A 20,621-nucleotide genomic window follows, 5' to 3' on the forward strand; every position below is an offset into this window, starting at 1 on the left:
GGCCACTTCGACATCAGCTCGCTCAATTCGTGGTCCCCGGCAACGCCTCGGGACTGTCACCCGTTGTTCGCGTTGTCTCATTCCCGCGGTCCGGTTCCAACGACACATCAAATTCACTGAGCGCGGGAATCATCATCGCCGCCGTCGTGAACCCATATCCTGCAAGCAGACTGAAGACGACCCACAAGTGATCGGTCTGCAATAGAAACTGAGTGATCGCGTAAAACGTGATCAGCGGCAACGCGAACGATGCAGCAAAAATCGCCGACGAAGGGTTCCGCCAACCAAGAGCAGCGAACAGAGCCAGCCCGCCTCCCAAAATCATGACCAAAAACGGCGCCAACTGAAGCTGGAATGCACCTCGGAAGCTGACCATGATCGTCATGCAAATTGCGATTCCGACGCAAAGGAAAAACACCGTGCCAAGGCTAGCCAACGTCGCCGTCCGGCCTGAAACATAGTTCAGCCCCGAGTGAATTCCCAACATGGAAACAAAAACGATCAAAGCGAATCCGCCCAACAGCGTGTAAACCATGTTTTCAATGGTCATCACGCCGGAAAGCCCCAAATAGATCGTCAGCAACATTGGCAGAATGATCATCTCTTTCGCGGCGTACATGACTCCCCAGAGTTTGCCAAACACAAACTCGCTGGGACGAAGATCCGTGACCAACAACAAATCCAACGCCAACCCATCTCGCTCGCCGGTGACCGCGTTGACGGCCAAAGCGTTGACCAGAACCAAACTGATCACTCCCAGCACCGCGACAGGAATCGTCACCGCGGGCAAGGCTCGTCCGATGCGGCCTGCCGGTTCCATCGCAACGCCGCTTTCCACCTGCAAGTAAACCGCTGTGGCAATGATCGCAAAGATCAAAACAAAGACCGCTCGAATGAGAATGATCTTGCGGCCGTAAGCCCACGTTCGAATCTCGCGCCAAAGAATCGGATTGTCCCAAACCGGCCGAGGCTGTCGAACTTTCCAGGACTCCGGATCCTTTTCTCGATCGCGTTGAAACGCCTCGCTTTCGAACTCCTCGCTGGTTTCGGCTTCGGGTGCTTTCATGCGAACTTCTCGCGATGGGTTCCACACCCGAACTTTGGCAATTCCGATTCCAAGGATAACGGCTGACAGAATGCTGCCAACCAAAACAAACAATCCGCCACCGTCAGTTAGAAATGCGGACCAACCCGCATCCGCGTTGGTGGCTGCCAACAAAGCTCGTGGGGCACTGATCGCCATTGCCCACTTCGAGTCGTCGCCGAACATGGAGGCTGCGATCTCACCCGCCGCAACCAACAGCAGCAAGACCAACACCGTCAGAGCGATCGATTGAAATGTTTTTTCTCGCCACAACGCGACCACGGTACCAACCGCAGCAGAGACAACAACGCTGACCAAAGTGACCGCGAAGACCGCCAAGACTTGTCCCGGTGCGACTCCGCCCAACAAAGGCAACGTTAGAAACAGCGGCAACGAAATGACGCAAAGTGCAAACGGTGACAACAAAGTCGCTGCCGCTTTGCCTCCAACGATCTCGAAACCTGATAGACGGGTCATCAGCATCAAAATTAGGGTCCGGCGGTCCTTTTCCTGAGCGACGCTGCTGGCCGCCCCCACCGCCGCCAACGCTGACAAAATCACCAACTGAAGCGGCGCGAGTAAACGGAACATCCAGCCACCAAATTTGGCCGCGTCCGCGTTGGCCGCCAAAGAACGCGAACCGTCCAGCACCAAATATCCGGTGCAAAGCAACAGAAACAGTGCCATCAAATAGACACCGCGTGTGACGTAGGTCGCTGGTCGCTTGGGGACGACGGATGCTTCGCGTTGAAAAACGGGGCCGAGCATGACTGGGATCAAACCGTGGGGCAATTGCCGAAGGAGGTCGCCGAGAGGATTCACGTGCGGTCGCAGTCTAATGCATCACCGCCCAATCGAGAATCAAGTCGTTAAGCATTGACTCCAAGAATGGTTCGATTTGGCGAGTATTTTCAGCCCTTCGCGGGCCCGAGAACGCCACGTTTCTCCATTTCACGGATGATTTCCGATGCCTGATCATGAGGCGTCTGGCCCTCACGCCACTTCAAGTGAATCTCAGGCGAGGGCGGCGCGTCGTAGGGATCGCTGATTCCGGTGAAGTTTTTGATTTCTCCCGCGATCGCCTTTTGATACAGCCCCTTGGGATCTCGCTGCTTGCAGATTTCCAAAGGTGTGTCGACAAAAACTTCCAGGAAATCACCTGCCCGGCCGCTGCTCTCAATCGTATTTCGCACCCGATCTCGATCCCGCTGATAGGGACTGACGAAAGCGGCCAAAACGATCACGCCGGCCGATGCGAACAACTCGGTGACCGCGCCGATCCGGCGGATGTTTTCTTCGCGATCGGTCGGACCAAACCCCAATCCAAACCGCCCGGCGAAATCTTCGCCATGTTCTTCTTTCAACACCGAGGGAGGAGCACACAAACCGTGACGCACATTGTCGCCATCCAGCAACGTGCACGTCGCTCCACGATCAATCAGCAACCGATCCAACTCATTCGCGATCGTGCTCTTGCCGCATCCGCTCAACCCAGTGAACCAAACGACAACACCGCGTTGCCCCAACTTGCTTTCGCGGTCTTCACGAGAAACCGTGTGGGCGTGCCAAACAATATTTTGCTGCACATCGTCTTGGCCGTCGCCGGCCTGTTGGGTGCTGCTAGACGCGGAGTCGTCAGAGTTGGACTGGCTCATGTTTTCGATTGATCGGGAATGACTGGGTGAGTGTTCATTGGCCACATCAGCGTTGACGGCTTCCATCCTAATTGCTCATTTCGGCAATCGACGCAGGTGAAGGAGTCAAATGCCGTATCGTTTTCGGAAGCAATCTCGGTGCATGCGAGCGAGATTTTCATGCGATGTCCACCCGGCGGACTGCGTCGCATCGACCAATCGCCCGAGCAGGTCCGCATACAGTGTCATCGGTTCGGTGCCCAAATCCCATCCAGCGGCGTAAAGACATCGAACCGCTTCGGCGCTTGCCCCATTGTTGGAATTCCGCTCGGCGCGGTCCAAGAAGAACGACGTCAAACGACTGCGTACTGAACCACCTTCTCGGTTTTGCAAACAGTCCAGGTACTCAGACATCAAAATGGAAGTGGGCACCGCGTTGGCCACCGCGGAAGCGTTCTCGCCATTGGTTCCCGATGCCTGATCCCATGTCGCCGACGAAGACTCATTTTCCCGACACAACCAATAGGCACCAAATTTGGCCATTCCATCCGATCCGGATGTGGCCCAGTGAGTCCGTAGTCGAACGCTTTGGTCGGTGAAAACACTGCAACGCAGGGAACTTAAAAACGCGACCGTCGCCCCAACGGAATCACCACGTTGCAGACGGCAATACCCCAGCAACTCGGCCGCCCAAGCTAACTCGGGAACCAAAGCATGAGCGCGCTGACACAGGTCCTCGATCCGCTGCCAATCCTGTTGAGCCGGATCCATCGCTTCCGCTTGTGCGACGCCTTCGTCCCGCAATCGTTGAGCGACATCGTTGGGCAAGGATCGCAAATCAAAACCCCATCGCATGATGTCGTTCCATGCAATGCCCATCCGATTCGTATCGGCCGGCTTCAAACGATGCGTCAGCTCGTTGCTCAATGCATCGATTACCAATTGACAGGCGATCGCGACGTTGCAAACTCCTTCCGCAATCAAAGCGTCGATCCAATCGGTTCCACCGGATCGCCAGCGTTGCTCTTCAGCAATGGGACGAATGGCATCGGGCAATGACCGTACCATCCAATCCTGCCAAGCGTTTGCACCAGGCTGGGCCGGGCGACCGCTGTCCATCGGCGAGGGAATCGCGTGACGCTGATCGCTCGCGGGAAGGTACGGCAAGATTTGATCAAACAACAATGCTTCGGCGAGAGAACTTCCCCATGGCAGCCAATCGCCTCCACCGTGATACCAATGGCAGAGGTCGTAGGTGATTCCTGACGAAGAATTCTCGCCGTCGGCCAATCGAAGGCACAGCCAATCTCCCGCGTGGCTACCGACCAGCGGCAAGAAATTAGGCGGCATCAGTGGCGGCCAAACCGGATCCGGAATCGGCTTGAGCAGTGTTTCCGGCGACACGGCGACGACAAATTCGCCGTTTCCGGGTGTCCGCCAAACCTCATCGTCAAACCACGAAACCAAATCAGGCTGCAGGTTCAAACCAAACCGCTGCTCGAGCTGATCTGACCATTTGGGCGCAGCGTCCAACGCCCGACCTGATTGAACCGAAGCGTTCGGGCCGGTGGGTGTCTCGGCATCGTCCAGAGGATCAGACACAGATTGCGGTGTGCGACAGCAGAAAAGAGGAGAAAAGCAAGGCAACCCAGATTGTAGAGCATCTGGCGTTGGCCCAAACACTAACCCTGGACACGAAGTCACCGCAAGAGCGTCAGCCCCGCTTCACGCCGCCTTAAGCCTGAATGACCGCGTCCATCACGTGCCCCTTCACATCGGTCAACCGCATATCTCGACCACCAAACCGGAACGTCGACCGCGTGTGGTCCACCCCCATCAAGTGCAGCATCGTGGCATGCAAATCGTGAATTTCGGTTCGGTTTTCGACTGCTTTGTAGCCAAATTCGTCCGTTGCACCGTAGGTGATACCGGGCCGAATCCCACCGCCAGCCATCCAGATCGAGAAACCGAACGGATTGTGGTCGCGGCCATTGGCTCCTTGCGCAAACGGCGTTCGACCGAATTCACCCGCCCAAACGACCAACGTCTCGTCCAACAGCCCGCGTTGACGTAAATCCTTCAGCAAACCAGCAATCGGTTGGTCAACCGCGCGGGCGTTGTTTTCATGTCCGGCCTTCAGATTGCTGTGCTGGTCCCAACGGTCCCCGCCCACCTGCGGACACGTCAGCTCGATGAAGCGTACGCCGCGTTCGATCAAGCGACGAGCGATCAAGCATTCGGCCGCGTAGATTTGCGTCGGCTTGTACTTCGCGTCCAATCCATACAGTTTGCGAATGTGCTCCGGCTCATCCTTGATCGACATCAAATCCGGAACCGCCGCTTGCATTTGAAACGCTAATTCATAGTTTGCAATCGCAGATTCGACCGCGTCGTGCCGAAGCCCATGACGCATCGCTTCGGAATCCAATTTGCTGATTAGATCGAGATGTGCTCGCTGCCGCCCGATGTCCGGTTCAGGTGACTTGATGTTGGCAACCGCGGTGCCGTGTGGCTGAAAGACGGATCCTTGGTAGGTGGCCGGCAGAAAACCGTTGCCAAAACAATCCAGTCCACCGGGAGGAATCAAACCTCCGTTCAAGACCACAAACCCGGGAAGGTTGTTGCACTCCGACCCCAAACCGTAATTGACCCAAGCACCCATGCTTGGACGTCCCTGCAATCCACTTCCGGTGTGCAAAAAATAGTTTGCAAATGTGTGCTCGGAAAATTCAGAAACCATCGAGCGAACCACTGCCAGCTCGTCCACACATCCGGCAACGTGCGGGAACAAACTGCTGACTGGTATGCCGCTCTCACCGTGTTGTTTGAACTTCCACGGACTGCCAAGAACCTTGCCGTTGTTGTTGAACTGAGTCGGCTCGACGCGGAATAAATCACCCGGTTCACGACCATCCATCTTGGTCAGCAATGGCTTCGGATCAAACGTGTCGATCTGTGACGGCCCACCATCCATGTAAAGGAAGATGACGTTCTTCGCCTTCGCGGGATGATGAACTCCATGACCTGCATGATCAGCCGCTGCCTCATTCATGAGCGCAGCCAACGCCACACCACCAAACCCCATTGAAGTTTGAGCCAACATCTGACGCCGACTGATCGACGGATGTCCGAAAGTTGATAAACCGGTCATGGCACAAATATAAATTCTTTGGTGTTGACGATGGCATGAGCCACGTTGGCCCACAACGAGACATCATCCACGGTCGCTCCCGTAGTCTCACTCGATGCCTGTATGTATTCCCGAATGGAATCCAATTCGGCCGCCTCCGCAGGACGCCCGAGCGCGGTCCAGAACATCCAGTCGATTCGCTGCTCGACCATCTTCGTATCGACCGATCGCGAGGACTCGCCGGAACCAGATGAATGAGTCGGTGGCACTTCTCGCATCGCCCTCTCGGCAAACAATTGCGATTGTTTCTTCACCAATGGATCGTTCAGCATCACCAGTGCTTGGGCGGGAACGTTGGACGCATTGCGACGCCCCATCGTGCTGAACGGATTGGGTGTATCAAACACGCTCATCATCGGTGACAGAAAATTCCGCCGGACGGCCAAGTAGATCGATCGGCGCCGGTCACCATCTAGTGGACCACTCTTCGCCGGACGCCCTCGACCGTTCATGAACGATGTCAAACGAATCGGCACCGAATCGCCCTCCAACGATCGATCAAGTTGATCGGAGATCGCTAACAAACTATCCCGAATGACCTCTCCCTCCAGTCGGTGCAGATTGCTTTGATGCAGCAACTCGTTCTTGGGGTCAACTGATTTAGCGTGCAAAGCCATCTCTTCAGAGACACTTTGCATCGACATCTGATAGGTGCTTGTCAGAGCGATTCGCCGAATCATCCACTTTAGATGGCGCCCATGACGATCAAAGTCCGTGGCAAGATGATCTAGCAATTCCGGATGGGTCGGACGCATCCCCAACACACCGAAATCGTCCGTGGTCGGCACAATGCCTCGTCCCAAAAGATGATGCCATAAGCGATTGGTGATCACACGAGACGTCAGCGGATTGTTCGGATCGTTGATCTGATCGGCAAGTTCCAAACGACCACTCCCGGTTGCGTCGCCGATGCGTTCACCGCCCGTGATGGCGGTCAAAAAATGCCGAGGTTCAATGTCACCTTCACTGGAAGAGTTGCCGCGAATCAAGATTGCCGCGTCCTCACCGCTGCCGTCGATCATGCCAACCGCTAATCGCGATCGCTTTCGAATTTGTGAGGCCAATTTCTGACGCTGGGTCAACCACTCGGATTGCCACTGAACAACGTCCGATCGAATCGATTCATCCGAGGCGACACGCTCTCGAATCGTCTCTTCCAACGAAGCAACTCGTTCCGCTTCCGCGTCGATTCGACGTTGGATATCTTTCCGCGTCGCACTGAGATCCTCCTTGGAAGACTGAGCGACACAAAGGATTTCGATGCTTTGGTCTTCCGCGGGTGTGAACTCCAGGTGCAATCGATGGCCGATGTATCGACCAAGATTCATTTGAACCCAGCCATCGACTTCTTTGAACTTGACGATGGATTCGCCATGCAACGGACCATCCACCAAACGGTGCGAGTCAACACATGCGAAAACGTTACCGGTTCCACGAAGCCGAATCGAAACAACTGGCTCGGTCAATTCGAACGTCGGCAAACGCAGCGTTCGACCTGGACGCGGGTAAGCCTTTAACTTTCCTCTCGCGTTAGTTGCCTTAGATCGAATGGACTCCAATCCGTTCCAAGCCTTATCGTTCTTCGCAACTGAATTCCTTGTCAGCACGACCAAGTGCTGAGCGATTGATTCTGCATCAGCAGAACTCGCCTCGGACGGCAGGTGCAATTGCGGTTCGCCCGCGGCAAGAGGTCCGGAGCCAAAGATGAAACCGTTCTGCCGAAAGTCCTCCGATTTGAATTGATCAAACGAATTCACGACCGCTTCGGGCCAGTCGGCATCCAACTTCTCAAGCTCAGCAGTGTGATACAGATCCGCAAACGTGGTCGCAAACTTTTTGCGATAGGTTTCGTCCAGCTCCTGAAGGTCACTTGCCACGCGACGATTGTGTTCGATCGTGTCAAAACGAATTTCGGCGTAGTCGCTGCTTTGCAGGAATCCCGACAACGAGTAGTAATCGGCCGTCGAGATGGCATCGAACTTATGGTCGTGACATCGAGCACATGCGACTGTGACGCCTTGGAATGTCTTCGACATCACATCGATCATGTTGTCGATGCGATCGGATTCGTCTTTTCGAATATCAACGGGTGAGTGAACCCATTCGCCCAGATGCCAAAAACCCGTTCCCAAAATTGATTCATTGAACGGGGTTCCACCATCGGGTCCTTGATAACTCATTCGTGGCTGAGTCATCAGATCGCCGGCGATGTGCTCTCGTACCCATTGGTCGTACGGGACATCCGAATTGAGTCCTCGCACGACATAATCGCGGTACTGCGACGCGTTCGGAATGTCGGCGTCAAACTCGTGCCCGCGCGACTCAGCATAGCGAACCAAGTCCAACCAATGTCGGCCCCATCGGTTCCCAAACTCGGGCGAAGCGATCAGCCGGTCCAGCAAACGATGCATCGCGTCTGGACGTGAATCACTTTCGAATTTCGCAACCTCTCCCGGCGTCGGCGGCAAACCAGTCAAAGCAAACGTCAACCGACGCACCAACGTCTTGCGGTCGGCGGGATTTGGTGGCGAAAGTCCAGCGTCTTCTAGACTCGCCAAAATGAATCGATCGATTGAATCACGAGTCCAATCCGAATTGCTGACCGCCGGTGGTGCACTGTCACGGACTGGCTGCCACGCCCAATGGTTTTCGCGACGGTCGTCCAAGTCGAACGAACTAACCTCGCCATCGGCTCCTTCTGGCAACGGTTCCTCTGGCCAATAGGCTCCTTCAGCAATCCACTTTTCCAGTGCCCCGATATCGTCATCGGAAAGTTTGCCCGAAGGGGGCATCTCGTAGGATTCGAAACGAACCGCCTCGATCAACAAACTGTCATCGACCTCGCCCGCGATCACGGCCGGTCCCGAGTCGCCACCGCTCAACAAAAACGACCCGTGGTCGACTCGCAGGCTGCCCTGCCGCTCATCAACATCCGATCCGTGGCACTCGTAGCAATGTTCGCTCAACAACGGTCGAATGCGATTCTCAAAGAACTCACGCTGATCCGATTCATCGTCCGCCCAACAAGTCACTGCCAACAACATCAAAAAAGGTGTCAGGTACCTTTTTGGCAAACTAGGTATTTTGCCTATCGCACCAAAAAGGTACCTGACACCTTTTTCACAGACGCTTGCTTGCAGCGATCGCGCATGGTGGCATTTCGATTGGATTTGCGAGCGATACGACATGGCAGAAATTTGTCGGGTGGGCATCAGGCGGGAGTGACTCGGTTTGGGAACACAACTTGTTTGCCGCTTCGACCGTCACGCCGCAACGAACTCATGGCACCCACAAAACCTCGTCATTTAGAGCGTTCCATTTTAGCTGGTTCCGGAATTGGGATGTCACTTAATAGACGTTGAATCACAGAATCTGTATTCATCCCCTCGGCTTGCGCCTGGAAGTTGGTCGCAATCCGGTGACGCAACACCGGCAAAGCAATTTTCTGGATGTCGCCTGGCTCCACGCTAAACCGGCCATTCATCGCCGCGATGGCCTTCCCACCGGCGATCAAGTTTTGCCCGGCACGAGGTCCGGCCCCCCAATCGACGAGTTCTTGAACATACTTGGGAGCGGACTCATCCGAAGGCCGCGTCGCCCGAACGAGCTGGGCCGCGTATCGGATGACGAGTGGTCCGGCCGCGATGCTGCTGACCAATTTTTGACAGTTCAGAATCGCTCGTGCGGAAAGAATCTTGTTCACCGTCGCCGACTCGCCTCGCGTGGTCGCCATCAGAATCTTCTCTTCTTCCTCTGCCGAGGGATAATCGATCTTGATGTTGAACATGAATCGATCGAGTTGGGCTTCCGGCAGTGGGTAGGTGCCTTCTTGCTCCACCGGGTTCTGCGTCGCAATCGTGAAAAACGGCTCAGGAAGAGCGTGCGTTTCCCGCCCCACCGACACCTGACGTTCCTGCATCGCCTCCAACAAAGCCGCCTGGGTTTTCGGTGGCGTTCGGTTGATCTCGTCGGCCAGCAGAATGTTGGCGAAAATCGGTCCCTCAACGAATCGGAAACTTCGCCGTCCCGTTTCATCTTCTTCCATCACTTGAGTCCCGGTGATGTCAGACGGCATCAAGTCAGGCGTGAACTGAACCCGCTTAAACGACACATCCAAAATATTCGCGAGCGTGCTGACCATCAAAGTCTTGGCCAGCCCCGGTACACCCTCGAGTAAACAGTGCCCTCGAGTAAAGATGGCCGCTAGCAACTGTTCGATCGTGTCTGTTTGGCCCACAATGACCTTTGCCAACTCATCCCGCATCTTTTGTTGGTGTTCCGAGAACTCTCGCAACACGTCGGCCAAATTGCGTGGCTTGGACGCATCACCTGAACTCGCATTTGACGCTGCATTTCCTGCGGCGGGGTTCATCGGTGGAGGGGTCGGAACCGAAGGATCAGCCATGAATCACAGTCCAAATCACAATGTATCGAGTCACACGGGTTGTCACCGCACGGCTCAACTTGATGGCGTTGTGAATCCAAACCAATCCAGCCAAATGCTCGCATGCGGGAGTCTTCGCAGTTTACGCCTTGCGGCAAGCAAGCGATATCGGTGTGCAATCATCGTTGTGCTTTGCATCGTCACCACAATCTCGAATTCCGCTCAGCACTGCACCGCACAAAACAACCACGCTCGCATCGATGCTCCCACGGTACAGCGAGCGATTGATCGCGGAGTCGAATACCTTCGCAAGTCACAAACCGACCGGGGAGGATGGGACGAGTTTACGGGGCAATCTTGCGGCCTGTCCGCACTTTGCACCCTGGCGTGGCTCAACGCGGGTGTGTCCCGCAACGACCCGGATATGGTCCGAGCACTGAATTACCTTCGCCGCTATGAACCCACACAAACCTACGCCGTCAGCCTGCAAACATTGGTCTTCTGCCAAGTCGGTGCTCTCGGTGACCTGCCTCGAATTCGTCGCAATGTCGCTTGGTTGACCGCCAATCAAAAAGCCGCCAATTCGCGAAATCCGGGAGCGTGGGACTACGGCGATCGCAAAGGCGATGGCGACCCATCGAACAGTCAGTTTGCGCTGCTGGCTCTCGGGGAAGCCGTCAACCGAGGCGTGGAAGTTGAGCCAGCCGTGTTCCAACGAGCTCAAGCCTATTGGCGGAATTTGCAATTGCAACGCGGAGGGTGGCCATACCGATCCAATGATCCAACGGGAAGCATGACCTGCGCAGGAATCGGTTCGTTGCTGATCGCGCAAGATGCTTTGAGCACACTCCAAAGCGATCAAAAGACACTTCAGTGCTGCAACGAACAGACCGGTGATCCCGCGATTGAAAATGGCTTTCAGTTTCTCAGCAATATTTTCACGGTGGAAACCAACCCGGGCAGCACATTGTCGAGCGACTTCTATTACCTGTATGCCATCGAACGCGTCGGGCGATTGTCGGGTCGTCGCTTGATTGGCGGACACGATTGGTACCGCGAAGGCGCCGAACATTTGGTCAATCTCCAAGATGCGTTTCGCGGGTTCTGGATCGGATCGGGGCCCGCTGAAAGCAAACGGGAAGTTGCCACCTCGTTCGCGTTGCTGTTCCTTTCCAAAGGCAAACGACAAGTCGTGGTGGGCCAACTCGACCACCCATCGCTTCGAACCCTCGACGCGAACAACACCGCCTCGCTTCCGTTCTCGACTTCTCTCAAACAACTGGTGCGACATGTCGAACGCGATTGGTCGCAGGAGCTAACCTGGCAAACGATCCAAGCCGAAGGCGCAACGGTCGCCGATCTCTTGCGAGTTCCCGTGATCGTGATTCGTGGCTCGCAGAGAATGCAATTCAGCAATGAACTGGTCGACACACTGAAGCAATACATCGATCAAGGTGGAACGATTTTGTTCGATGCGATCGGCGGAGACGGATGTGGCGATGCTTCCGGTTTTCAAGCGAGCGTGATCGACCTCAGTCAACGATGGTTTCCCGGCAACCAACTCGAACGCTTGCCCCCGTCCCATCCGGTTTGGTTTGCCGAACGCCCCGTTGATCCGACGGAAATCGGCACGGACTACTGGGTTTACGGCATCGGTGCTTGTTGCCGAACACCGGTGTTCTATTCGCCGCGTAGTTTGTCGTGTCGATGGCAACACAGCGGACCACTTCTCCGCAACGGCGACATGCCAGCCGCCCTGCGACCTCAAATTGAAGCGGGCATTTCGATCGGCGAAAACATCATCGCTTATGCCACCGGACGAGAGCTCAAAAACAAGCTCGATGCAACATCGATCATCGATGGATCAACCGCACCTCCGCCCACACGCGGGGCTATCCCAATCGCTGTCGGTGCACTTGGTGCGGGCGAGAAACAAGCCCTGCGAGCCCTTCCGAATGCCGCCACGCTGATCCGCGAAAAATTGGCGATCGAAGTCATCGCCGTGAACGATCCGATTGAGCTGACCGAGGAATCATTGGCCCGCGTGGGAGTGCTGTATTTACACGGACAAACCGCGGTGAACCTCAAACCGTCAGAGAAAGATGCGTTGCGAGCGTTTGCATCCCGAGGTGGCATCATCATCGCCAGCCCCATCTGCGGCAACGAAGCGTTTGGGACATCCATCCGCACGCAACTCGCCGACCTGTTTTCGGGCGAATCATTCGAGCCGATGGAACAAGAACATCCCGCCTGGACAACACGATATGGCGGCTACGACCTGAGCGACGTCACCATCCGGCGAACCAACCAATCTGGCGAACGTCAGAAAAACCAGTCGCTCAAAATCAGTCGAGTGCGATCAACACCGATTGTCGATTTACTTCAAGTCGACGACCAAGCCGCGGTGTACTACTCACCGCTCGATCTCAGTTGTGCACTGGAGTCTCAAAACTCGGTCCAGTGCCCCGGCTACAACACCACCGACGCCGCCCGAATTCTGGCGGGCTTGGTCCTCTACTCGCTCAATCGCTGAGTTGAATCCACGTGTCTCACGAGTGCAGGCGGGCGAAGTCGCGGACGTCTTCTTCGATGGCACGCAAGCGATCGGACAGTTTGATGTCCGCCGCACTCGCGTCCTGCGACTCGGCGGCTTCCAAGCGGGTGAACACATAGAATTTCACTTTGGGCTCGGTGCCACTGGGGCGAACAGCGACGTAGTTGCCGTCCATCTCCAAATCCATGATCACCAAGTTTCCACTTGGACCTTCCAGCGGTGAAGTGGATCCTTCGGCCACATTCAGGATCGTTGCACTGCCGTAGTCTCGCACTTGAGAGACCGCGATTCCGCCCAGCGATTTTGGTGGCTCGGCTCGGAAAGCTTTCATCAAGCCTTGCATCGCAGCCATCCCTTCGCTGCCTTCCATGAACACGTTGATCAAATTCTCACGATGCAAACCGTGTTTGCTGTACAAGCCCGCCATGTACTCGTGCATCGACTTGCCTTCGGCTTTCAACTTCGCCGCCAGCTCACCCATCAACATGCAAGCGACCGCGCCATCTTTGTCGCGTGCGTACGTGCCGACGAGGTAGCCGTGTGATTCCTCACATCCATACACGAAATCTTCGGGACCTTCGCGGTCCATCGCCTCAGCGATGTATTTGTATCCGACCAACAGATCACCAACGCAGCGTGCACCGTGCGACTCGGCGATCCGGCGAACCAATTCGGTGGTGACCAAGGTCTTGATGACGTAGGAACGTTCGGTCAGTTTGCCTGACTTCACCGTTTGCTCCAGCACATAGGCGGCCAGCAATGCTGCGATCTGGTTTCCGGTGAACGTCCCCCATTCGCCGCTGGGATCGGTCGTCAGCGGAGCGGCCACGCCCAACCGATCGCAATCGGGATCGGTTGCCAAAACCAGGTCATATCCGCCTGCACGCGCCGTTTCGATGGGAGCTTCGAAAACAGCCGCGTTCTCGGGGTTGGAAACATGCCCGGGAACATTCGGGAAGTCTCCACTTTTTTCACGGTGCCCTTCGTAGACGTCCAGCTGCGTAAAACCGTCTCGCTTCATCAACGGAACAACGGCTTCTTCGCCGACACCGTGCAGTGGCGAGTAAAGAACTTTGACATCACGCGAACCTTCGAATGCACACTGTGACGCGGCGTCAATGAAAGCCGCATCGATTTGGTCAGTGACCACTTCGATACGTCCATCGGCCATTGCTTCCGCGAAAGGAGTCGCACGAATTTCTTGGCAGCTCATCACGCCGTCAATGATTGCTTTGTCGTGCGGAGGCAAAACTTGACCGCCCGTGGACCAATAGACCTTCACCGCATTGTCACTCGGCGGGTTGTGACTGGCCGTCACCATGATTCCGCAATCGCAGTTCAAATGACGCACGGCAAATGACAACTGTGGCGTCGCGCGGTAATCATCCAGCAGATAAACCTTGAAACCGGCGGCGACCATGATGCCGGCACACAGCTCGGTGAAGTGACGAGATTTGTGACGCGTGTCGTAGGCGATCGCACATGAGAGTTGCTTGGCACCGCCGTGATACTGAACCACGTAGTCCGCCAAACCTTGTGCACTTTCGCCGATCGTTCGGTCATTGATCGCGTTGGATCCGATTTCGTACATCCGGCCGCGACGTCCTCCGGTACCGAAGGGGATAATCGTCCAAAAAACGTCATCCAATTTTTGCCACATGCCATCGGCGATGTGTTGAATGGTTTGGTCGCGATAATCGCGGTAACGATCTTCGGTCAACCAAGATCGAATGTTTTCAACGGCTCCAGCGGTCAGTTTCTTTTCTTGGCAAGCTTGATCGATTGCGGCCAAGGCTTCGTCGACGGTCATGGATGGGGACGAAACAGGTTTGGAACCAGAAGTCATGATGAGATCGCACCGGGGAGAACGGGGAGACAGGTCGAATCAGTGGGCCCAGATTCTACGCCCCGAAGGGCTGTCTCACCACCTAACGTTCGCACGATCCGAAGGCCCTTTCACTGGGCGAATTCGCCCGCAATGAGCCTTAGAAGCGGGCCAATCGAAACCGGGGCGGCTACCACAACCATCCCTTGCGGTACAAGAAGTACAGCAGACTCAATGCCAAAACCATCATCACTGAAAGAGCGAACGGGTAACCAAAACTCCATTCCAGTTCGGGCATATTCAGGGGCGATGCTTTCTGGTCGAAGTTCATCCCATAGATCCCAGCGACAAAACTCATTGGGATGAAAAGCGTTGCGATGATCGTGAGCACTTTCATCACGTCATTATTTTTTTGCCCCAACAACGCAAAATACAGCTCTCGCAATTCGCCGCATGTCTCGCGGTCGGTGTCCGCTGCTTCCATCAATTGCCCGATATGGTCCTGGCAATCTCGGAGATACAAACGCGTGTCATTGGCCAAAATGCCGTCACCTTCCCGCAGCAACAACCGCAACGCGTCTCGGTGTTGCTGAACCGTCTTTCGAATCGACAACAAGTCCGCCCGTATGTGGTGCAAATGCATCGGAAGATTGTCGTTGTCCGCATCCTGAAGCAATTCCGCCATCTCAGACAAATGGCTTTCGTAACGATCAATGATCGGGAAATAGCCATCGATGATTGCATCGATAACGGCGTAGACCAGGTAGTCCGCCCCGCGATCTCGAATACGTCCCATTGCCCGCGAAATTCGATCGCGAACGGGATCGAGGCAATCCCCGACCTTCTCCTGAATGGTGATGACGGTGTTGCCGACCAAGAAAATGCTGACTTGTTCGGTCTGAAAACCATTGTCGCCAACCGGCATCCTGGCGATAAAAAACAACGTCTCGCCGTAGCGTTCCATTTTTGCATGTTGATCCATCTGCACCACGTCTTCCAACGCGAGTGGGTGCAAACCGAATCGTCGCCCAAGCGAACGCAGTGCCTCCATGTCACGGATGCCATGCAAATCGATCCAGGTCACGATGTCTGGATTGTCCGAGTCCTCGTTATCGATCGATTCGACGACTTCGTTGGTGTGCGTTCGTCCGTCGTACTGGATGACACGAATGTGGCTGGGAACGGTGTCTTTCTTTTTCGTCGAAACATCGCTCGACAGATCCCCGGGAACGTTTCCAATCTTGGATCGTGAACGAGCCCACCGCGGCCGGTGCACACGAAGACGCATTGGCAACTTCCCCGACATCGCCCCCATCGCGAGAAAGAAATCGCGTTTACGCGGCGTTGATTTGTCCGTCTTCGCTGACATCTTCGAACCGAATCGAGACTTGTTTGCTGACCCCGGACTCTTGCATCGTGACACCGTACAACGTTGTCGCCGCAGTCATGGTTTTTTTACTGTGCGTCACAACGATGAACTTGGATTGGTCCAAAAACTCCGTCAACACGGTCACGAATCGGCCAATATTGGCTTCATCGAACGGCGCGTCCACTTCGTCCAGCACACAGAACGGGCTGGGCCGATACTGGAAGATTGACATCAACAATGCCACGGCAGTCAGCGCTTTTTCGCCACCGGACAACAACGAATTGCTGAAACTTGGTTTCCCAGGAGGTGTGGCAACGATCTCGACGCCAGCTTCCAAAGGATCGTCCGACTCTTCCAAGATCAAATCAGCATGACCACCGCCAAACGATTTGCGATACAGCTTTTGGAAGTTAATTCGGATGGCTTCGAGCGTATCCAAAAACAACCGGCGAGAATCGGCGTTGATGCGAGCGATCACGCGTTGAAGCGAATCTTTTGCAGCGGTCAAATCTTGGTACTGGCCATGCAATTCGTCGTAGCGAACCTGCAACTCGTTGAGTTCTTCCAAGGCTTCCATGTTGACCGAGCCAACGTTTTGCACCTGGCCTCGAAGACGACTGATCTCTTCATCAACCGATGATCGATCCTCAATCTCAGCGAGTTCTTCGGGCGGTTCATCGTTCCGCAGATCGATCTGATAATCCTCGGCGATTCGATCCGCCAGCGTGGATTGTTTCAGCGCTGCGGCATCGCGAGCCGAACTGATCGTCGCGACAGCTTCGGTTGCCTTGGCGACGGCCTTGATGGCTGCTTGCGATTCGGTTTGGACTCGTCGAGTGGCTTCGCGTTCTTGATTGGCTTCCGCGGCCAAGACTTGCAACTTGGCGTCGGCTGATTCCATCGCAATCATCAATTCCGCCAAGCGATTGTCGGCTTCCAAGATTCGCGTTTCGATCTCGGTGATCCGCTCGCGCGTTCGAGTCATCGCATCGCGAACTTCCTGGTTCGCCGCTTCGCGCTGGCTTTGATCGCGACGGGCGACATCAGCGGCGATCGTCAACGACTCGACACGTTGTTCGCTGCGTGCGGCCTCGACCGAAATGCTCATCGCCTCGGATTGCACTTCGCGAAGTTGCTCCGACGCCGCCGTCAGTTGCACATCCACCTCGGTCCGCTGAGCTTCCAGCGTTTCGATCTCTTGTTTTCCCTTTTGAATCGAAACGGCCAGTTCGCCGTCTTGCTGCTTCGCCGTTGCGAGCAATTCGGTGTGAGAAGCCGACGATCGTTTGAGTTCGTCCACGGTCGCCTGGCGAGCCGACAATCGCTCGGTCACGTGATGCAGCTTGGCTTCTGCGGCCGCGTGTTCCGTGATCCATTTTCGCATCGCCTGCTCGTGACGACCAAGCTCTGCCGCTTCGCTATCGACAACTCCCGTCAAACGACCGACTTCTTTTTCCGCTTCGGCAATTTGATAGCTGTAGTGCTGCATCTCGGACTTCGCCGCCGCCAATTCACTGCGTCGGCTGACCAATCCGGTTTCGCCACCGGGAGGCCCCACGACACTGGATCCATCATTGTCCAACAAGTCACCCGACGCGGTCACGAAGCGTAACCCCGCCGATGACAGTTTTCGCAATCCAATTGCCGTGGCTAACGTGTCGACCAACCAAGTGTTGCCGAGAAGATGGCGAACCAATGGTTCCAGTTCGACTTCGCAATCGATCATCTTGTCGGCGCGACCGATCACGCCGGCCAACCCATCCAAACGAATCTTGTCACCGGGACGCCGGTTGGGAAGTTCATCCAGACGGATGATCCCGACTCGGGTACCAATCTTGATATCACCCCGGCTGATCGCATCGCTCACCGAACCACCACGAACAATGACGTACTGGCTACGTGGACCCAAAGCCGCATCGATCAACGGAGCGACTTGTCGATCGACGGAAAAACAATCCGCGACGATCCCGACCAAATCCTTTTTAAGCTCGGCATTGCTCATCCGCAGCACTTCGCGAACGCCGCCGCTGACGCCTTCCTGTTTCTGCTGCAGCTCGTCCAGCACGCGAGCTCGTTCGGTGATCCCTTGCAGGCGAATTTTCAGCGATCCAATTTCTTCCCGACGCCGTTCCAAGACTCGCCGCGTCTCGCAAACTTTCGCGTCAGCGATTTCGACTTCGCGTTGTGCGTCGGTGATTCGTTTCTCGAGTTCCGAAACGTTGCGAGCAACTTCGTCATGATCTCGCAGGGCGGTCTTCAGCCCTTCTTCGGCGGTCACCGAATTTCGAGCAATCTCCTCGAGAGCCCGCGCGGCTTCCCGCATTTGCTGAGCCACCCGGCCTCGATTCGCCTCGTGCTCGGCGACGCGGCGCACCGCTGCCAAGTGATCGCGTTGCAAATCATCGCGAGCGGATTCGATCCGATGAACGGTCGCTTGTTCCACATCACGTTTGGCGGCGATTGATTCTTTCTTTTGCTGGACATCGGCCAGCTCCGCTTCGGCAACTTCCAACGCCGCAATTGTCTTTCGCAAATCAGCGATCGCCGATCCCGCTTCGGTTCGCATCGCACGCAAACGACGGTAATGTCCGATCAATGTGCGTCGTTGCTCGACCAACGTTGTCTGATCCGATTCGCGACGACCACCAATGCGGGCAATTTCCCCCGACAATTCGCTGCGGCTTTGTTCTGCTTCGCGAGCGGCATCGGCAATCGTTTGCAGTTGCATTTCAGCAGCTTGCCGTTGCTCTTCCAACGACTCACGCAGAGTATCGGCTTTGCGATGCTGACGCTGGGCCGCTTCCAACTGCGTGGTTGCTTCGTTCAGTTCAGTCGACAATGTCAACCAATCATTCCAAGCGACAACCGTTCGAAGCTCCTTCAATCGGTCACTGGCTTGGCGATAGCGTTCTGCTTTGCCCGCTTGGCTCTTCAGCGTTTTCAGACGCGTCGCCACTTCGTCGACGATGTCGCCCAACCGGGTCAGGTTCGTCTGCACTCGTTCGAGCCGCCGCTCCGCTTCCACCTTCTTGGCTTTGAAACGACTGATCCCGGCGGCTTCTTCAAAGATGGCCCGCCGATCTTTCGCGTTGGCTTGCAGCATCCGATCGACTTTGCCCTGTTCGATCAGACTGTAGGCATCGATTCCGATACCAGTTCCGCGAATCAGAGCTTTGACGTCCTTCAGCCGGACGGCTTGTTGGTTGATCAGGTATTCGCCTTCGCCACTGCGATAGACTCGCCGAGTCACATGGACCTCGGGTGCGTCGACCGGCATCTGACCGCCGGTGTTGTCGAAGATGATCGTCGCTTCGGCGGCGCCGGCGGGTCCGCGAGTTTGTGATCCTTTGAAGATCACATCCGACATATCCTTTCCGCGCAGACTCTTGGCACTTTGACTGCCCAAGACCCATTTCATCGCATCGACAATGTTCGACTTTCCAGAACCGTTCGGTCCCACGACGACCGTGATGCCGTCGGGAAAATCAAATCGCGTTCGATCAGCGAAGCTCTTGAAACCGGCCAGCTCGAGTGCTTTGAGCATGAATGATTGTGTTGCCGGGAGCGAAAGAAGAAGTAGACGACGGACGGGTGAAACGTGGTTTCGATGGATCAAGACTAGCCAAAATGCTGGCAAAATCCTAGTTCGATCACGTGAAACGGCCCACAATCCTGCTGATCAAAAAAGCACCCCAAACGCGCAGACAACCAAAACCAACAGCCCTGCGACCATTTTCCCGACCGTTCCGGTCGTTCGGCCCCAAAACGCGGCTTGGCCGATCCGCCAACTGTCTCGCCAATTCTTTCCGTCATTCCATTCCGCGAACATGGCTCCCGCCGTTGCCCCCAATCCTCCGAACAAAATCGCCGCCAAAACCGGGCCAACGACGGGAATCGGCAGGCCCACGATCCCTCCGATGATGGCCCCAATGATTGAACCCACGATCGCCATCAACGTGGCTCGGCAACTGGCGCCGGCTCGGCTGGCCCCCATCGCACCCGCCAAAAACTCCACCAATTCGCCGACCAAACCCAGAACAAACGCGATCGCCAACGAAACCAGGCCGAGCTGCCAACGCCCCGTTTCCGGGCCCAGCCACGCGTACAAAGCCATCAGGGCGATCGCCAACCAATTGCCTGGCAGAGCGACCAGATTCAGCAACCACGCCATCGTGCATGCGAGAATCAACCCGATTCCCAGTGCAACGACACCGATCGGCATCATCACGTCTCGAACGGCATCCCGTGTCCAAACCAATGCGTCGCTGACTCCCGCCCAAAAACCGCCGCCGGCTTCTTCCGTCGTGATCGGATCCGCTTGAGCCAACCAGGGTTCTACGTCTCGGGTCGCACGCCCCATTGTTTCCTCGTCGACCAATGTCACCACGTGCTTGTCTGCGAGTGCGCCAGCGTTCGCCTCGGCCACGACTCCAAACGCCGTTGGCGAGAGAATTGCGAGGAGCAACCATCCAATTTGCGATGCGGTCATGCTGTGAATTCTGTCGGAAGAATTGAAGTGGAAAGGCAAAATGGACACACGGGGTGAACCAGACCCTGTAATTTCCCGTCTCATTGGCGCCT

General features: G+C 55.7%; 11 protein-coding genes. 1 reads left to right on the top strand and 10 read right to left on the bottom strand.

The features are described from left to right. Nucleotides 1-22 precede the first annotated feature (22 nt). The 6 genes from RB_RS12280 to RB_RS12305 all read right to left on the bottom strand — a co-directional run bounded on the left by RB_RS12280 (nt 23) and on the right by RB_RS12305 (nt 10,313). Nucleotides 23-1,906 (bottom strand): ABC transporter permease family protein, encoded by a 1,884-nt coding sequence (locus RB_RS12280; RefSeq protein WP_007335479.1) that lies wholly within the window; start codon nt 1,904-1,906, stop codon nt 23-25. Nucleotides 1,907-1,995: 89 nt separating this feature from the next. Further along, entirely contained in the window at nt 1,996-2,805 is an 810-nt protein-coding gene (gene cysC / locus RB_RS12285) for an adenylyl-sulfate kinase (RefSeq protein WP_007332129.1), read from the bottom strand. A gap of 39 nt (nt 2,806-2,844) precedes the next feature. Next, on the bottom strand, nt 2,845-4,320 hold the full coding sequence (locus RB_RS12290; RefSeq protein WP_164921928.1) for an SMI1/KNR4 family protein: 1,476 nt from the start codon (nt 4,318-4,320) through the stop codon (nt 2,845-2,847). Between the two features lie 133 nt (nt 4,321-4,453). Next, entirely contained in the window at nt 4,454-5,821 is a 1,368-nt protein-coding gene (locus tag RB_RS12295; protein WP_164922839.1) for a DUF1501 domain-containing protein, read from the bottom strand. A 44-nt stretch (nt 5,822-5,865) separates the two neighbouring features. Then, on the bottom strand, nt 5,866-8,952 hold the full coding sequence (locus RB_RS12300; RefSeq protein WP_164921929.1) for a PSD1 and planctomycete cytochrome C domain-containing protein: 3,087 nt from the start codon (nt 8,950-8,952) through the stop codon (nt 5,866-5,868). A 257-nt stretch (nt 8,953-9,209) separates the two neighbouring features. Beyond that, nucleotides 9,210-10,313: an AAA family ATPase gene (locus tag RB_RS12305; protein ID WP_011120739.1), complete on the bottom strand. Its 1,104-nt coding sequence runs from the start codon at nt 10,311-10,313 to the stop codon at nt 9,210-9,212. Between RB_RS12305 and RB_RS12310 the strand changes: the two genes are divergently transcribed. After that, nucleotides 10,225-12,825, top strand: coding sequence for a DUF4159 domain-containing protein (locus RB_RS12310; protein ID WP_164921930.1), 2,601 nt, complete (start codon nt 10,225-10,227; stop codon nt 12,823-12,825). The two genes, RB_RS12305 and RB_RS12310, sit on opposite strands and share 89 nt — an antisense overlap. A 16-nt stretch (nt 12,826-12,841) precedes the next feature. On the opposite strand, the gene RB_RS12315 is transcribed toward RB_RS12310, so the two are convergent. The 4 genes from RB_RS12315 to RB_RS12330 all read right to left on the bottom strand — a co-directional run bounded on the left by RB_RS12315 (nt 12,842) and on the right by RB_RS12330 (nt 20,529). Further along, nucleotides 12,842-14,692: a phospho-sugar mutase gene (locus RB_RS12315; RefSeq protein WP_011120741.1), complete on the bottom strand. Its 1,851-nt coding sequence runs from the start codon at nt 14,690-14,692 to the stop codon at nt 12,842-12,844. Nucleotides 14,693-14,861: 169 nt separating this feature from the next. After that, the gene (gene corA / locus RB_RS12320) at nt 14,862-15,986 is read right to left on the bottom strand and encodes a magnesium/cobalt transporter CorA (RefSeq protein ID WP_007335471.1); all 1,125 of its coding nucleotides are present in this window, start codon (nt 15,984-15,986) and stop codon (nt 14,862-14,864) included. Between the two features lie 19 nt (nt 15,987-16,005). Next, nucleotides 16,006-19,584, bottom strand: a complete 3,579-nt coding sequence (smc, locus tag RB_RS12325; protein WP_164921931.1) for a chromosome segregation protein SMC — start codon at nt 19,582-19,584, stop codon at nt 16,006-16,008. Nucleotides 19,585-19,719: 135 nt separating this feature from the next. Continuing rightward, nucleotides 19,720-20,529, bottom strand: coding sequence for a DUF456 domain-containing protein (locus RB_RS12330; RefSeq protein WP_164921932.1), 810 nt, complete (start codon nt 20,527-20,529; stop codon nt 19,720-19,722). Nucleotides 20,530-20,621: the final 92 nt, after the last annotated feature.

Origin of the sequence: Rhodopirellula baltica SH 1 (assembly GCF_000196115.1) — a bacterium.
GTDB lineage: Bacteria > Planctomycetota > Planctomycetia > Pirellulales > Pirellulaceae > Rhodopirellula > Rhodopirellula baltica.

Excerpts from the sequence above, each read along its gene's own strand:
- RB_RS12305 (WP_011120739.1), bottom strand. The coding sequence starts at position 10,313 with ATGGCTGATCCTTCGGTTCCGACCCCTCCACCGATGAACCCCGCCGCA.
- RB_RS12295 (WP_164922839.1), bottom strand. The coding sequence starts at position 5,821 with ATGTTGGCTCAAACTTCAATGGGGTTTGGTGGTGTGGCGTTGGCTGCG.
- RB_RS12330 (WP_164921932.1), bottom strand. The coding sequence starts at position 20,529 with ATGACCGCATCGCAAATTGGATGGTTGCTCCTCGCAATTCTCTCGCCA.
- corA (WP_007335471.1), bottom strand. The coding sequence starts at position 15,986 with ATGGGGGCGATGTCGGGGAAGTTGCCAATGCGTCTTCGTGTGCACCGG.
- cysC (WP_007332129.1), bottom strand. The coding sequence starts at position 2,805 with ATGGAAGCCGTCAACGCTGATGTGGCCAATGAACACTCACCCAGTCAT.
- RB_RS12300 (WP_164921929.1), bottom strand. The coding sequence starts at position 8,952 with ATGTTGTTGGCAGTGACTTGTTGGGCGGACGATGAATCGGATCAGCGT.
- RB_RS12315 (WP_011120741.1), bottom strand. The coding sequence starts at position 14,692 with ATGACTTCTGGTTCCAAACCTGTTTCGTCCCCATCCATGACCGTCGAC.
- smc (WP_164921931.1), bottom strand. The coding sequence starts at position 19,584 with ATGCTCAAAGCACTCGAGCTGGCCGGTTTCAAGAGCTTCGCTGATCGA.